This window comes from Plebeiibacterium sediminum, assembly GCF_026013605.1.
GTDB classification, from domain to species: Bacteria; Bacteroidota; Bacteroidia; order Bacteroidales; family Marinilabiliaceae; genus Saccharicrinis; species Saccharicrinis sediminus.
The window spans coordinates 1-16,619 of sequence record NZ_JAPDPJ010000066.1 but is presented as its reverse complement, the minus strand read 5'-3'; the positions used below and the strand labels follow the sequence as shown (position 1 = coordinate 16,619).

The 16,619-nt window shown below is 34.0% G+C and carries 10 protein-coding genes; 1 reads left to right on the top strand and 9 read right to left on the bottom strand.

The window, feature by feature from the left end; genetic code table 11:
• Window positions 1-207: 207 nt before the first annotated feature.
• A complete protein-coding gene (locus tag OM075_RS20225) occupies window positions 208-993 on the bottom strand; it encodes a ribonuclease H family protein (protein WP_301192369.1) in 786 nt (261 codons plus the stop codon).
• Between the two features lie 134 nt (window positions 994-1,127).
• A complete protein-coding gene (locus OM075_RS20220) occupies window positions 1,128-3,227 on the bottom strand; it encodes an oxidoreductase (protein WP_301192368.1) in 2,100 nt (699 codons plus the stop codon).
• A 381-nt stretch (window positions 3,228-3,608) separates the two neighbouring features.
• Between OM075_RS20220 and pyrH the strand changes: the two genes are divergently transcribed.
• A complete protein-coding gene (gene pyrH, locus OM075_RS20215) occupies window positions 3,609-4,313 on the top strand; it encodes a UMP kinase (RefSeq protein ID WP_301192367.1) in 705 nt (234 codons plus the stop codon).
• A gap of 235 nt (window positions 4,314-4,548) precedes the next feature.
• Here the strand turns inward: pyrH and OM075_RS20210 are convergent, their stop codons facing one another.
• The 7 genes from OM075_RS20210 to OM075_RS20180 all read right to left on the bottom strand — a co-directional run bounded on the left by OM075_RS20210 (window position 4,549) and on the right by OM075_RS20180 (window position 16,329).
• Window positions 4,549-6,981, bottom strand: coding sequence for a TonB-dependent receptor (locus OM075_RS20210; protein WP_301192366.1), 2,433 nt, complete (start codon window positions 6,979-6,981; stop codon window positions 4,549-4,551).
• Between the two features lie 500 nt (window positions 6,982-7,481).
• Complete coding sequence (gene polA / locus OM075_RS20205; RefSeq protein ID WP_301192365.1) at window positions 7,482-10,259, bottom strand: DNA polymerase I; 2,778 nt, start codon at window positions 10,257-10,259, stop codon at window positions 7,482-7,484.
• Between the two features lie 85 nt (window positions 10,260-10,344).
• The gene (locus OM075_RS20200; protein WP_301192364.1) at window positions 10,345-11,319 is read right to left on the bottom strand and encodes a polyprenyl synthetase family protein; all 975 of its coding nucleotides are present in this window, start codon (window positions 11,317-11,319) and stop codon (window positions 10,345-10,347) included.
• A 293-nt stretch (window positions 11,320-11,612) separates the two neighbouring features.
• Window positions 11,613-13,913, bottom strand: a complete 2,301-nt coding sequence (locus OM075_RS20195) for a TonB-dependent receptor (protein ID WP_301192363.1) — start codon at window positions 13,911-13,913, stop codon at window positions 11,613-11,615.
• Complete coding sequence (locus OM075_RS20190) at window positions 13,910-14,791, bottom strand: DUF4249 domain-containing protein (protein WP_301192362.1); 882 nt, start codon at window positions 14,789-14,791, stop codon at window positions 13,910-13,912. Before OM075_RS20190 ends, OM075_RS20195 begins: the two co-directional genes overlap by 4 nt.
• Window positions 14,791-15,417, bottom strand: a complete 627-nt coding sequence (locus OM075_RS20185; RefSeq protein ID WP_301192361.1) for an outer membrane beta-barrel protein — start codon at window positions 15,415-15,417, stop codon at window positions 14,791-14,793. The genes OM075_RS20190 and OM075_RS20185 overlap by 1 nt, the downstream gene beginning before the upstream one ends.
• Before the next feature lie 69 nt (window positions 15,418-15,486).
• Window positions 15,487-16,329 (bottom strand): hypothetical protein, encoded by an 843-nt coding sequence (locus OM075_RS20180; RefSeq protein ID WP_301192360.1) that lies wholly within the window; start codon window positions 16,327-16,329, stop codon window positions 15,487-15,489.
• Between the last annotated feature and the right edge of the window lie 290 nt (window positions 16,330-16,619).

Genomic DNA, 16,619 nt, shown 5'->3' with positions numbered 1-16,619 from the left:
TGGTGGCTACCTGGTGGCTACCTGATCCGTAGCATATGCGGATAAAACTTTGGTAATATTTACATGTAATACACTTATGTTACACTTCATATTCACTTTGCAGTGAGTGAATAGTGAGCCAATAGTGAAGGAATAGTGTGTAATATCCGCAGCTGTTACGACTCTGTTCCGCAGTTGGTCCCTACCAGACATTATCCAGTTAGGTTATTATTTATTCGTACCTCGAGCCGATTCTTTTGCCAGATTATGACAATGGCTTTGTTCCTTATGGCCGACATGACCTTTGATCCACTTAAATTGCATTATTTTTCCATTGCATAGTTCATCAGTTTCCTGCCATAGTTTTGCAAACTTTACCTTTTTACCATGAGCAGTTTGCCAGTCATTCAATTTCCAGAAGTGAATCCATTGCACCAAACCTCTGATAACATATCTACTATCTGTAAAAATCTGTATTTTAATGATATCCCGTAGTTGCTCTAATCCTTTTTTTACAGCCAACAGTTCCATTAAAATACTACTTCCTTCTTTAAAAGAATAACTAAAAGCTTCCTGAACTCCATTGGTATCTTCAATAATACCTCCAATGCCGGAATGTCCTGAAGGACTATGAAAAGATCCATCTGTATATAGTTTGTGAAACCCTTTTGATTCCGTTTGTTTGGGAGTTATGATCAAATCATTTTGTCTCCTGTCCACTTCTATAATTCCTGAAAAGTCAGCTTCCTTAATAAATGGAAAACCATCAATAAATACGCAATGAATTGTATGTCCTACTGTTAATGTTCCCTTAAGCGCAGAACTGATGACTTTATTAAATTGAAATGTGTTATTGAGGATAGCATCAGACAAGTTGTTTTTATGTGCAAAAACAATCGATTTGTTATCATAGTAATATTCCAGTTCATTGTGCTCCATTCCATCTGTTACCAGGCATGTAAACATTGATTCCTGAACTGTTGTAATGTTTATGGCAAATCTATAGGATTTCAACTTGTATTGTTTTGTGGAACAAGTTACTAAATGATCTTTTAAATCATGGTGTTGTTTTGTAAAGAATAGGGTAATGATTGTTGTTAAATCACTACCCTTATTATTAGAATGTTAACTTTAATCCGTGTTAAGCGCTAAATCATATTTCCAACTCTCCAGCCTTCACCTGTTGCTCCCGGTATAATGGCAGGATCTTCGCTATCACCAATATTGTAAATCTCCGGAACTTTATCTTTCAGGCTATTAAAAAGTGTGGTGTTTGGAGTCACACCAATAGGTAAAATATGATCCGCTTCTAATAGTTTTTCCTTACCGTCTTTTGTTTTTACTTTAAGTCCTTTTTTATTGACTTCTAATAATGTTACACCAGCATACCTCTCAACTCCTTTTTTATCAAACCATAAGAAAAGACGATTCTTTCTCTCGGGAGCGAGTAGGGCACCAAGTTCATTTCCTTCTTCTACAATGATTGCTTGCCGGCCTCTTTTAACTAAGAATTCTGCCAATTGACATCCATATATTGAACCTCCAATAATCACCACCTTTTTACCTATTGGTTTCCAAAATTTCTTTCCCTGAGGTATAAATAAATTCAGCGATTTATTCAGAGTGGCCGGACTAAAATATCGCAGGAAGAATTTTCCTAAAGCATACAACTCAGAAGACTTGATCACATTTGATCCATTCATACCAGGAATGTCTGGATATGATGGCTGAGCTCCGGTAGCTATAACCACAGCATCTGGTTTTTCCTTTAAAATGGCAGCTTCATTTAGGGTAGTACCTTTGTAAATGTTTACGTTAAGCTTTTGTAGTTGAGCCTCAAAGAATTTATAAATTTCAGGAACGTTTTCTAATTCAACACCTTTAATAGTTGCAGCAAGAGGCAGATTTCCTCCAAGTAAAGAACTACTATCATAAAGGCTAACATCATGACCTTTTATGGCAGCTACACGTGCAGCCTGCATACCTGCAGGACCACCACCGGCAACTATTACTTTTTTCTTTACAGCAGCTTTTTCAATTTCGTACTTATCCGTACCAAAAGAGGCATTTATACGGCATTGTCGGGGTTGATTATACAATTTATTGCAGTTTCCACATAAGGTACAAGGCTGAATATCCTCTTTACGTCCTTGTTTTATTTTATTTGGATAGGCCGGATCAGCAAAAATTTTCCTATTGATACCAACTAAATCCACTTTACCTTCGAGCAGTGCTTTTTCTCCGGTATCTGCATTCATTCCACTGGTGGTAAGAACTGTAATATTTTTAGTCGCTTTTTTAATAGCAGCTGCGGAAGGAAGATTGATCATAGCTCCATTATATCGCCATTCCATTTCCTTTGGTAAGTCCTTTTTATCAAAACACAATTCCGGATACCATAATACTTCCTGGTTGTAAGAACCCTGGTGGTGACCTACTATATGAGTTCGTGCATGGAGTATATCAACTCCAACATTTTCGAGATGCTGTGCAATTTGTATTCCTTCATCAAGCGTAATTCCCTCATTACCTAATCCATATTCATAGGCATTTATAATTACCTGAACCGGGAAATCATCACCACAACGTTTTTTTATACCCGTAACCACATTATCAAGAAATCTCATACGATTTTCAAGATTTTGAGGCCCGTACCCATCTTCTCTTTTATTCCAGAAACTGGATATGAAGGTATGGAACAGGTGATCGGCTGCTGCATTGATTTCAACACCATCAAAACCACCTTCCTTTAATCGATAGGCTGCACTGATAAATCGCTCTGTTGTTTCTTCAATCTCCTCAATGGTCATGGTTCTTGGAGGTTGTTCCTCGTGCACATCGTAATTGGAGTAAGCTTTTATAGATGATGCAGCAAGTCGTGGAGCGATAAAGTTGTATTCCTTTCCCCAAGGACCTCTGTGATAAAGTTGCATAAAGCATTTGCAATCATCCTGATGCAGCACTTTGGCAAGTTCCTGAATATCCTTGATGTTATCATCGCTGTCAATACGTAACCTGCGATCACCATCATCCAATAAAGGCCACTCCATGGCTGGTGTTTCAACAACTACTAAACCGGCACCACCTTTTGCAACGGCGCCATAAAAGGCTTTTGCAATATTGCCAACGCGTTGTTTACCAGAGTCAAAAAAATAGGTTTGTGCAGCTGTTTTTACGATACGGTTTTTTAATTGAAGCTTACCGATTACATAAGGTTCAAATAGTTTTTTGTAATGGTTGTTTGTCATTATAATTCGTTCTGTCTGTTATAAGGTGTCTGACATTTTAGTATATACATCTTTTCAAAAATATTTTGTGATAATAGAGTTCGTTAAGTTTTGTAAGATATTAATAATGATACATTTGAAATATAAAACAATGTATATCTAACGTATTGAAGATTTATTTTGCAAATAAGTCTATTATCTTTTGTCTTTAATCTAACGATCTAATCTTATGAAGTATGCCTTTGAAAAGTGCATGATTAATGGAGGATAAAGATACAAACAATGAATAAAAAACAATTGGGATTAACGCAATATGGGGTAAATTAAAAACAATTAGTTTTTGAAATGTGGCTTTTTGCTTAGATTTGTGGATATTAAATATTTTCGATTAAAATTAACATCATGTATAAAAGAGTCTTACTAAAGCTAAGTGGTGAATCACTAATGGGTGATCAAAGTTATGGAATAGATAATGAACGATTGGAAGAATATGCTCAGCAAATTAAAGAAATTGTAGAGTTGGGTGTTCAGGTAGGCATAGTAATAGGAGGTGGAAATATATTTCGCGGTTTAAGTGGAGCTGCCAAAGGTTTTGATCGTTATCAGGGCGACCAAATGGGAATGTTAGCAACAGTAATCAATAGTTTAGCGCTTAAGTCATCTTTGAATAATAATGGTGTTAAAGCTCGTGTATTAACAGCAATAAAAATGGAGCCTGTAGGTGAATTCTATTCTCAACCTAAGGCTATTGAGTGTCTTGAAAATGGAGAGGTTGTAATACTTTCTGCGGGAACAGGAAACCCATATTTTACCACAGATACAGGTTCATCATTAAGAGGTATTGAAATTAAAGCAGATGTAATGCTTAAAGGTACTCGTGTTGATGGTGTTTATACTGCAGATCCGGAAAAAGATCCTACTGCTACTAAGTTTGATGAAATTACTTACGATGAAATCTATAACAGAGGTTTAAAGGTAATGGATTTAACAGCCACTACGATGTGTAAGGAAAACGATTTGCCAATTATTGTATTTGATATGGATACTCCTGGAAACTTAATCAGAGTAATTAAAGGAGAGAAGATAGGTACTTTGGTTAGGAATTAATTGACATTTTTAAAAAGTACGAGCTGCTCGCACTAGCGGATGGAAATTTTATAATACTTGTATTAACCACCTCCCCCTCGTTCCTCGGGTACTCCTCCTAAAACAGGAGGAGAGTTATGTGCAGCACTTATATTTGTTGCTCTTTTAAGAGAAATGGTTTTCTATTCAACAGACATAAAAAGGCCGTTACAAACTGCATTGTAACGGCCTTTTCCCTTATTGAAATTATTATTTACTAGAATCCTTCATCGTCCATTCCGCCACCTTCGTCACCGCCATTTCTGCGTTTTTGCATGAAGTTGTTAAGACGATAGCTTAGTGTAAATGAAACAAATGGAGACTTTCTTTCCCATTTTTGATAGTTATAAAAATTATCATCTTCAGTTATAGATACTCTGTTGGCTGTTCCAAAAATATCTCTTACCTGAACAACGGCCGACAACTTACGATCGAGGAAATCCATCCTTACGGCACCGTTTAGTGAATAATATTCTTTGGTTTCTCCTTGAGAAGTTACAGTAGGGCTATTATAATCTCCGTTTAACTGTAGCTGAATCTTTTTAATGACTTTGAATGTATTATTTAAGCGTGAGCTCCAGTTAAATGATGTGTTGTCATAAGATCTGCCATTCATGGTTCCTTCAACTTTATAATTGTAAAGGTTACCCATTACGTTTACTTCCCACCATTTAAATAATGGTACATTATAAGTAGCATCGATACCTAAAGAATAATCGGTTCCTACATTTGCAAATGAAGTCATTAAGATACCCTCTTGATATACGCTCTGAATACGTTCAACTTTATTATGGGTGATACGATAATATCCTTCTAATGATAATTGAGAATTATCCCATTTTTTTAAGAATCCCAACTCCATGGCATCAATATATTCAGGATCTATACTTGGATCACCCATACGCACATTATACATATCTTCCCAGGTAATAAATGGCTCAAGGTAGAATCCTCTAGGTCGGTCAATACGACGTGAATAACTGGCCATTATCTGATTGTCAGCAGGTAATTGATAGGATAAGTGAACAGTAGGGAAGTAGTCCCATCTGTCAATCGTAAATTCTTGATTATCTTGTTTATTGGTGATGTCTCTTTTGGTGTATTCACCTCTTAAACCTATCTGATAACCTAGTTTTGCGTATTCTCCGTTGTAAATAGTGTAAAGCGCATAAATATTACGTATATAATTAATGGCATTACTACGGTTAGGCTGGAGCTGAAAATCATTGATATCAGTATCAAAAAGTGACAGGGTAGTGTTGTCGTCACTATTGCTGGAACGTCCCTGGAAACCTGCTTCAAAACGATCCTTAACACCTACTGGTTTTGTATAATCAACTTTAAGTTCCCATCGTTTAGAAGGTCCATCCTCTGTGGTATATGTTCCGGATGAGGCATTAGTGCTGTTATTTTCGTATAACCAGTTTTTGTTGTACTCGTCACCATCACGATAACGGTAGTTTAATTGTGCAGATAATTCATGACCTTCCTGTTCAAACTTTTTTTGGTAATTACCGGTTAAGGAATAATAATTACCACCTCTGCCTGATTCACTTTCATTATCTTCTATTCTGATAGAAGACTCAGGTATTGTATTTGTAACAAATTCCTGGCTGGATTCGCCATCCATGTCATATTTCCCTGTTCTTAGTCCAATTGAAAAGTAGTCCTTTTCAGTGATGTCCCAATCCAATCCGGCACGAAAACTACCTCCATTAAAACTTCTGTCGTTATCACCATATGATTGCTGAATGGTTGTAATACCATTTGATGTAGTATGTCGCTCTGAGTATGATTCGCCAGGGAAAGGACGTTCGTTATAATCGCCTCCAACATAAAAGTTAACATCTTTTCTGCGCCAGTTTAATAATATATCACCACCATATTGGCCGAATTTACCAGCCTTTAGGTTGATTAAACCCTGAACGCCCTGCATGCGATTCTTTTTGGTAATGATATTAATAATACCCCCGGTTCCATCAGGCTGATATTTTGCAGATGGATTGGTGATAATTTCAATATTTTCAATGGTGGAAGCAGGAGTTTGTCGTAAGGCATCAGATGGATCTAAAACGGTTGGTTTACCATCGATAAGCACTGTAAAACCAGTACTTCCTCTAAGAGAAACATTACCTTCAATATCCACTCGAATTGATGGAACATTTTCTAAAACCTCAACAGCAGATAGGGAAGCTGAAGTCATTTGTTTTCCTACGCTCACCACCTTCTTGTCTATTTTAAACTCTACAGATTGTCGCTCAGCTACTACTTCAACTTCATCCAGGTTTTTAGAGTTGGACCCCATGATAATGTCACCAAGATCTACCACGCTTCGTTTTTTATCTACGATAATATCATCGAATCTTTTATCATCATAACCTAAAAAAGAAACTACGATGTAGAACTCGCCCGGTTCAAGACCTTTAATCTTAAACTCGCCGTTTTCATCACTGATAGTACCGGTAACAACAGAGTCATCTGCTTTTTTATAAACCGCTACAGTAGCATACTCTACTGGCTTTTTAGTCTTTTTATCGGAAACTTTTCCCTTTACAACTTTTTCTTCTGCAGCATTTTCCGGATCGCTGGCATATACACTGGAAAGTGCCAGTAGCACTCCCATTAAAATCATGGATAATTTTATCTTCATTGTTTCTAGTTCTTTCTATTTTATCAGACGACAAAGAATTTTTAATCCTTCGGCAAAAATGTCTTTTTGTAAACTTTCTTTGTTATAAAAGTGAAATACACCCCGTAAAGTTTAACAGAATTGTACGAAAACCGTGTTAATGCGATGTTAATGCTTGAAATGGGGAGGAGGAAACAAGGATAAAGGGTTCAAGGAACAGGGTTGCAGGGAGAAGGAATATGGAAAAAGTTGATTAATAAAGGTTGTAAGGAACAAGTAACAAGGAACATGGTAATTAATGATTCAAATTTAGCTTGATCGTCAATAAAAATAAGACGCTATGGTTTTTATTGGTTTTTGGCAGACAAATCTCTGTGTTACTCTGTGAAGTATCTCCAAGATCTCTGTGGTTAACAAAAACACTGATTATAAAGGTTGCAAGTAGAAAGGTGATTAAAGAAAAAGAGCCATTACTAAGTGAATAGACAATGGCTCTTCAATATTTTTATGACAAAGTAAAATTAGTGTGCTTCATGCCAGTTAGATCCGATACCCATATCAACCGATAAAGGCACTGAAAGCTCGCAGGCATTTTCCATTCCTTTTTTTACAATTTCTTTGATCTGATCCAGTTCATTTTTATCCACATCAAAGTTCAATTCATCGTGTACCTGAAGAATCATTTTTGATTTTAACTGTTGTTCGTCCAGTTCTTTTTGAATAGTGACCATAGCCATTTTAATAATATCAGCGGCAGTTCCCTGTATTGGAGCATTGATGGCATTTCGTTCGGCCATTCCTCTCACTACACCATTTCTGGAATTAATATCAGGTAAGTTTCTTTTTCTGCCAAAAACCGTTTGAACATAACCCTTATCACGAGCGATCTCTATGCTCTTATCCATATATTCTTTAACCTGTGGGAAGTTCTCAAAATAGCCGTCTATAAGTTCTTTTGCTTCACTTCTGGATATGTTTAACCTTTCTGCCAAACCAAAGGCTGAAATGCCGTAAATAATACCGAAATTGGCTGTTTTTGCTTTTCTTCTCATATCAGCAGAAACTTCTTCCAATGGCACTTTGTAAATTTTAGCTGCCGTGGCCGCATGAATGTCTTCACCATTATTAAAAGCACGTAATAAATGTTCATCCTGACTCAGGTGTGCCATTAGGCGTAATTCAACCTGAGAGTAGTCGGCAGATAAAAATACATGCTCAGCATCGCTGGTAATAAAAGCTTTTCTGATTTCCCTTCCATCTTCATCACGAATTGGAATGTTTTGCAGATTGGGATTTGTACTACTTAATCGGCCGGTAACCACCATAGCCTGGTTATAGGTAGTATGAATTCTTCCGGTTTGCGGATTAACCAACGCAGGCAGGGCTTCTACATAGGTGCTTAATAGTTTTTTTAATCCTCTGTAATCAAGAATCTTATCTACTATTTCGTGTTTGCCTTTTAGTTTATTAAGTGTTTCCTCATTAGTGCTGTATTGACCCGATTTTGTTTTCTTGGCCTTGGCATCAATTTTCAGGTGTTCAAATAAAATTTCACCAACTTGTTTAGGACTGGCAATATTAAATTCCTTACCAGCTATTTCAAGAATATCTTTTTCAAGTGTTACAATTCGTTCCTTAAGCTTTATAGCAAATGCATTCAATTCATCTACATCTAACTTAACTCCTGTTGCTTCCATTTCTGCCAATACCAAAAGTAAAGGCATTTCTGTTTGATAAAAAAGGTCTTCTAATCCCGATTCTTTCAGTTTAGGTTCCAGAAACTTCTTTAGTTGTAAAGTAATATCTGCATCTTCAGCCGCGTATTCTTTGGCTTTTTCAATTTCAACTTGACGGAATGATAGCTGATTTTTTCCCTTTTTACCAATTAACTCCTCAATTTTAACCGGAGAGTAACCAAGGTATGTTTCTGCCATAAAGTCCATGCTGCTTTTTAAACCCGGTAAAGCCAGGTGATGTGCAACCATGGTATCAAAGATCTGTCCTTTAACATTGATATCGTATTTCTTTAAAACCAGAATATCATATTTTAGGTTCTGACCAATTTTTAATATTTTCTTGTCTTCTAAAACCAGTTTAAAACGATTGATAATTTCTTGTGCTTTGTCTTTACCTTCAGGAATTGGAACATAGTACGACTCATGTTCTTTCCATGAAAAGGATATACCTACCAATTCAGCTGATATTGCATCCAGTCCTGTTGTTTCAGTATCAAAACAATATTCCTTTTGCACACTAAGTTCAGCTGCCAACGAAGCATAAGCCTGTTCGTTATCAACCAAATAATAGGTGTGATCCACATCATTAATAGTTTTGAAAGTAGAGGTAATTCCAGGTGTTTCAGTAACCTGCGGCTGACCAAATAAATCACCTTGCATTGCAGGTGCAGCTGCTGGAGTAGGAGCAGGAGCACCGAAACGAGGCATCATGCTTTTAAACTCTAATTCTTCAAGCAGTGGGAATAATTTATCCTTGTCTGGTTCGCAAACCTTAAGATCTTCCTCATTAAACTCTATTGGGACCTTTCTGCTTATGGTAGCAAGTGTATACGATAGTTCAATTTGTTCTTTAAAGTTTATCAGGTTCTCCTTGCGTTTACCTTTAAACTCATCAATCTTTTCGTAAATACCTTTAATGCTTTTGTATTTACTAATAATGTCTTTAGCACCTTTTTCGCCAATACCAGGGCAACCAGGAATATTATCAGCGGCATCACCCTGCAGAGCAAGTATATCAATAACCTGATCAGGCTCTTCAATACCAAACTTTTCCTGAACTTCAGGTATTCCCAAAATGTCCATACCACCACCTTTGCTTCGTGGTTTATACATTTTTACATGATCAGAAACCAATTGGGCATAATCTTTATCCGGAGTCATCATGTAAACTTCAAAACCAGCTTTTTCTGCCATTAATGCAACTGTACCAACAACATCATCTGCTTCATATCCCATTACTTCTAAAACCGGGATGTTTAAAGCATCCAACAATTGTTTGATATATGGAACCGCTAATTTAATGTCTTCAGGTGTGGCTTCACGCTGGGCCTTATAAGGCTCATACATCTCGTGTCTGAAAGTTGGTCCCGCAGGATCAAACGCCACAGCTAAGTGAGTAGGGTTTTCCTTTTGAAGGACTTCCAGTAACGAATTGGTGAAGCCATATATGGCAGAGGTATTTAGCTTTTTTGAATTGATTCGGGGAGCACGTATAAATGCGTAATAGGCTCTGTATATTAAAGCGTAGGCGTCTAGTAAAAATAATGTTTTTTTATCGGACATGATTTTTGTGTTTTAATTTGAGGTAAAAGACCTAATACAAACAAATTGTTTAATTGGAGTGGCCTCAATAATGGTATGTCTTAATCTATTTTTTTCTTTCGGTGGTATAATGAACCAATTCAATCATTGCTTCTTTGGCTTCTGAGTCTTCAAACTGGTTTAATACCTCAAGTGCTTTGTCACGGTAATGAATCATCTTATCAAAGGTATATTCAATTCCTCCGCTTTTACGAACGAAATCCAGAACTTCAGCTACCTTTTTATCATTCTTATGATGCTTTCTGATGGTTGCAAGAATGTGTTTTTTATCTTTTTTATCACAAGTATTTAAAACGTAGATCAATGGTAAAGTCATTTTCTTTTCACGAATATCATTACCTGTTGGTTTACCTATTAAATCTGTTTTTTCATAATCAAAAAGGTCATCTTTAATCTGGAAAGTAATACCCAGGTAAATTCCAAACTGTTTTAGCAGGTCAATTTTATCCTGATCGGCATTAACAGAAAGAGCCCCTGCTGTTGTACAAGCAGCGATTAGAGTAGCTGTTTTTTTTGTAATGATATCGTAATAAACCTCTTCTGTAATATCAAGTTTTCTACTCTTTTCAATTTGCAATAATTCACCTTCAGCCATAGAAGTAACAGCTTCTGAAACGGCTTTTAAAACGCCTATCTGATCTTTTTCCAAGGCTAAAGAAAGTCCTCTTGATAAGAAATAATCACCCACTAAAACTGCAATCTTCGATTTCCATAATGCATTTACAGAAAAGACTCCTCTGCGCTGGTAAGTTTCGTCAACCACATCATCATGAATTAAAGTGGCCGTATGTAATAACTCTATTAATGTAGCAGCAACGTAGGTAGATTCAGATGATTTACCTGTAAGTTTTGCACTTAAAAAAACCAACATGGGACGCATTTGCTTTCCTTTTCTACGCAAAATGTAATTGGTAATAATACCCAGTAGAGGAATTTTTGACTTTAGTTGCTCCTTAAAAAAAGGTTCAAACTGAGACATTTCTTCTTTAATGGGCTTTTTGATAATATTTGAAATTGCCATGCGCAGTTATAAAATAATTCAATATAATAAAAGCCCAAATTTAATGATTTAAGGCATATATAGGATTTATTCATGAATTAATCTGTTTCAAATGATTAATATTCTAGCTCGTAAATTACAGGATTTGCAGTTAAGGTGTTGTGCATTAGTATTATATTAGAGTGTGTTTTTGAGTAAACTAGTATAGTAATAAAGTTTCGAGTTTAATGATTTAAATGGTTAATTGCTAATTGATTGTATAGATAAAATAGGCAGTAATACAGAAGTGGTTTTAGATGTAAATATAAAATATGTTAAAATTGTTTTTTGAATGAAATAAATGGCATTATTGGAAAAAGTGTAAGCTGTTTAAAATTATTATTGTTGGCTCTGTAAATAATGTATTGGTTCTTTCTATTATAAGTATTAATTATACCTATTGACCAAGTTCTGCTTCCGTTTTTTTTGTTTAATTGTATGTTATAACTTAAGTCCAATCTGTGATATGCTTTTAATCTATAGTTGTTTGGATAAGAATAGTAATCTATATCTGATGATTTAAAATCATAATCTACATTATTTAATATATTAGCTTTTGAAGAATAGGAGAGGGTAGGTAAGCTAAAAGGAATCCCTGAATGAAAAGTAAAATTCGCAGCAAACCAGTTTCTTTTATTCTTTTGGTTTTTTATATCTTTTGTAATAATCATTGATGCATCATGCCTGATGTCATAATCAGAGGGAATCCATTTGCCATATGCAATATCAGTTGATGAGAATTCAGATTTGGCAAGTGTGTAGGAGGTTCGTATATTCCAGCCTTTATTTTTAATAGTATTCAAAATTTCAATTCCGTAAGCACGACCCTTTCCCTTATCAATTAAATCTACCCAATTATATGAAGAATAAATGTCATATGGATATCGATAATTACTAAACTGATTTTTTATTGTTTTATAGTAGCTTTCTATATCTAACATCCAGAATTTTTTTGCCCAGTTAATACCAATTGAAATTTGCCAGGATTCTTGTGGGTTAAGATTGTTAACTAAAGGTAACCATGCATATGCTGGGAATCCATTGTTATTTTTCTTAATAACATAAAAAGGTTGAACGTTACGCATTGAACTACATTTTGCCATCAAGGCCTTTGAAAGTTGATATGTAGCATTTAATCTGGGTTGTACATATATATAGTTTTTGTCTGATCCAGAAAATAAGTCAGTTCTTAGGCCGACTTTTAGAAAAAATTTGCGGGAATTATAAAAGTATTCAGAGTATACTCCATATGAATTGAAATTTACATCGTGTTGTGATGTAATATTCGAAATGACGGAATCTTGTATGGATTTTTTAATAGGTGGATTTATAGTATTATGTAATAAATCAAATCCAGTTTTTATACTAGATTTTTGACCTAGTGGCCAGTTAGCAGATCCTTTAATACCTGTTTCTAAAAGTGTAGAATAAGATTCTTCCTTAGAATATGAATTATAATATTTTCCTGAATTATTATTGAACTCACTGAATTTAGTAAAATAACCTGTTAATTGTATAAAGGCACCCGAATTTAATATTGTATTCCAGCGTAATGATCCTAAATGGTTACCCCAACCTTGTTCCATAATTGACTTAGATGATGGATCTTTTAATTGTACATCAAACTCATCTTGTCCTTTGTAATAGCTTAAATACAGTTTGTTTTTATTATTTATTACCCAATTAATTTTGCCGTTGATGTCATAAAAATATAACTTCATTTTTTGATCGGAAGAATTAATAAGAGGAGATGCTAGCTTGTCAATCCATGATCGTCTTGCAGAGAATAGAAATGAAACTTTTTCTTTTACGATGGGACCTTCCAGATATAATGCACCTGAAAGAGTGCTGAAATCTATGCCTCCTGCAAATCTCTTTTTGTTTCCATCTCTTGTTGTGACATCTAATACTGAAGATAATCTTCTTCCAAATACAGAAGGTATGCCACCTTTGTATAAGTTTACATTTTTTATAGTACTGGCATTAAAAACAGAGATTAAACCAAAAGCATGATTTAAATTATATATGGGAGCTTCATCAAGAAGAATTAGGTTTTGATCGTAATTTCCTCCTCTAACATATAGTTCAGATGCTCCTTCTTTACCAGAGCTAACCCCAGGGAGTGTTTTTAGCAAACTTATTAGATTTGCTTCACCAAGTAGTACGGGAGTATAAAGAATGTCGGCAATAGGTAAATTATGTAATCCCATTTTATTACTTATACCATTTGTTTTTTTAGCAGTAATTTCAAATTCGTTTAATCTTAATCCGGGTTTAAGTTTAATATTAAGACAAGTGTCTTTGAATGTTTTTAATGAAATTTGTTCGGTTAAATAACCTATGTATGAGATATCAAAAGTGATTGAATCAATAGTACTATTTATATTCATATAATAGTAGCCATGGTTATTAGATGTACAACCATTTGAAAATGTATAATTATATATTGTTGCATTAGGCAAAACTTCACCTGTATATATATCGGTGATAGTACCGGATATTTTTATTGTATTTTGTGATTGTAAGGTGCTATACGTTAGGGGGATTACAGTTAAAAATATTAGGATTGTTTTCATTCAAATTCAAATGTTGAAATGTTAATACCCGCAAAAATTCCTAAACCTCCATCGATATTTCCAGGTACTGTTTTCGGTGTATATGAAAAAGGAAGATTTACTTCTATGTCATAATTCTGTTGTGTATAGTACGATTTAAAGTACATATCATATTCACTTCCTGCAGTTATAGCTGTTACTATTATTTTTCCCTCATTATGTATAATTGCAAGATCAAAGTTAGATTTTCGATTACGTATGTTTGAAGCATCAAAGCGAACGAAATAATCGTATTCATAATGAAAACCTTCGGGACCCCAATCGTCTAAAGAGCGATTGAATGGATCCGATAAAGCCGAGTTACAATATAGGGCTGTTTCATGAATTTGATGTGTCATTCCATTTTCTGATACTTCAGAAAATATGTAAAAGTATAGTGCAGAAACATTATCATTTATACTGTCAATGTTAATATTAAATATTTTTTCGTAATCATTAATACTATTCTGTTTTATGTTAAATAATGGACAATTTGGAATACTTACAGATGATTTCAATAAAGTTTGGTTGGAGAGTGCTTCAATTCTATATTCTTCTCCTTCTTTTATAATATATTGGCTTGTATAATTTCCATAATTGTCACTACTAATATTTTCTAGAAGTAATTCATCATTTATATAAATATTTATGGAAGCATCAGTTATAGGAATGAAATTTTTATTCAAAGGAGTTCCTGTCCATTCCAGATTTACTTTAATAGTACTGTCGCATGTTAAAATACTATTTAAAACTATTTGCTTTTTTTCTTGAGGAAAGTCGATGTTTAATTCTCTTTCGCATGATATTATGGTAACAATAATAGTTATATAAAAAAAGTATTTATAAAGAACACTTAACATTATTTTAATTTTAAAGGAATGATTGCAGTTATTTGTAATACATTAAGTTTAGAAGCTTTTTTAGGATAGATGCCAATGTACTCTGATGTTGGATTATATGCTGGATTAAAATCTACGTAACCAACATTATTTTGCTCCTGGTTTATTGTTTTTGAAAAGTTAAAGGATAAAACAATATGTTTAGAATTATAACCAATACCACTAAGTAGTGAGTGATTGTTAGAGTTGCTTAGAAGTGTATTGTTTGCTATACTGTGTGAATATTGATATCCAGTAAATAGAAATATCTTATTTATTAAGTAATTTACTGCAATAGGAATATTTATATATGTAATAGATTTTTTGCTACTCATAAAAGAAGGATTTATGTTTTCTAGAGTTTTATTTGGTTTTAACATTAAATGATGATTCGAGAAATTTGTTCCTAAAGATAAATTCCAATTATGATAGATTTTAAAACTTTGTGTGTAACCAATGCAGAATCCTGTTTTTTCTTCATAATTAAATAGTTCTGAATTTTTACTGTATGATTGGTTTAATCCCAAGGTGATTCCTGATTTAAGCTGTGCACTTATAAAATTAGGAACAAGAATTAATAAAAAGATCAGTTTGTAATTTATTGACATATTTAAGAAAATTAAGCATTAAAAATGTGAAATTTCTACTGCATTTTTTGCAGTAGAAATATGGATTAACTAATTAGGAAATATACACTTGTTTTCACTTTTTACACCATCAGTAAAAATTTCCATGTATCTTACGTCAACCCATGTAGGGTAGTATACATCGCCATCATATGCTTTCCATTTTGTCCATATACCGTATGAATTTGGTCTAGCCCAGAATGTGGTAGTATAGCTCCACCAAGCCCATAATGTCTTTTTTTTACAACCACAATGTATAGTAGTTTTGTTAACATTTGGTCCAAATTCTGCAGTAACTTTCATTTTTCTTTTACTTGTTTTCTTGTAACAATAATAGCTGCTAGTAGATGATTTTAGACTGTTTTCTTTATTAGTGTAATTTATTAGTTCATCACCGACATATATATATCCCAGTTTATTTACGACTGTGTTAAAACTACTTTTTACTAATGGCTCCATTGAGCGATTTGGTGCTCCTAGAATAGGTTCAGATGGAAACTCAACAAATTCTGAATATTTTGCTACAAAATCAAAATAAGGTTCGTCTGATTCTTTGCTTATTGCATCTTCAACCATTAATTCATATTCATCAAACACATTATTATAAAATGATTGATAATTTTCAAAATCTAAAGAGTTTTGCCACTCAATTAGTTGGTCTTCTGTTTTTTCTAAGTTGGATAATACCAAACTATCTAAGGTAGATTCACTGTTGACATGTAGTACCCCATTTTCAACCCATATATTTTTTAATGTGTTTTCAATGTCTGAATTTTCAGGAATAGAATCCTCTGAACATGATGATATAATTAGAGGTAATAAAAAAAAGATTAGAAATGCTGTTTTTAAATAATTCATTACTTTTGTTTTTGTATTGAGAGCTGCAACTCTCATGGAAATTGTTTGATTTTTGGTCTCATGTTTTAATTGTTTCGGCAATTGGGATTTGAGGCCATTATATACCTTCCGTGAAGAACTAACTACTATTATTCGATAGTTTTTACAATTTTTAAGGAGAAGTTACTTCATGATAATATTTTTCTGTGTTATTGTATATACTTATGTTGTATGATTATGCTACGAATTAGCTAGTTAATCCTTACGAACAAATAATTACTGGATCTATGCTATATGTTTTGATGTATATTTCCAGTAATATTTTTAGCCAAAGAACCTCTTCCTTG

Excerpts from the sequence above, each read along its gene's own strand:
- OM075_RS20220 (WP_301192368.1), bottom strand. The coding sequence starts at position 3,227 with ATGACAAACAACCATTACAAAAAACTATTTGAACCTTATGTAATCGGT.
- pyrH (WP_301192367.1), top strand. The coding sequence starts at position 3,609 with ATGTATAAAAGAGTCTTACTAAAGCTAAGTGGTGAATCACTAATGGGT.
- OM075_RS20210 (WP_301192366.1), bottom strand. The coding sequence starts at position 6,981 with ATGAAGATAAAATTATCCATGATTTTAATGGGAGTGCTACTGGCACTT.
- polA (WP_301192365.1), bottom strand. The coding sequence starts at position 10,259 with ATGTCCGATAAAAAAACATTATTTTTACTAGACGCCTACGCTTTAATA.
- OM075_RS20200 (WP_301192364.1), bottom strand. The coding sequence starts at position 11,319 with ATGGCAATTTCAAATATTATCAAAAAGCCCATTAAAGAAGAAATGTCT.
- OM075_RS20195 (WP_301192363.1), bottom strand. The coding sequence starts at position 13,913 with ATGAAAACAATCCTAATATTTTTAACTGTAATCCCCCTAACGTATAGC.
- OM075_RS20190 (WP_301192362.1), bottom strand. The coding sequence starts at position 14,791 with ATGTTAAGTGTTCTTTATAAATACTTTTTTTATATAACTATTATTGTT.
- OM075_RS20185 (WP_301192361.1), bottom strand. The coding sequence starts at position 15,417 with ATGTCAATAAATTACAAACTGATCTTTTTATTAATTCTTGTTCCTAAT.
- OM075_RS20180 (WP_301192360.1), bottom strand. The coding sequence starts at position 16,329 with ATGAGAGTTGCAGCTCTCAATACAAAAACAAAAGTAATGAATTATTTA.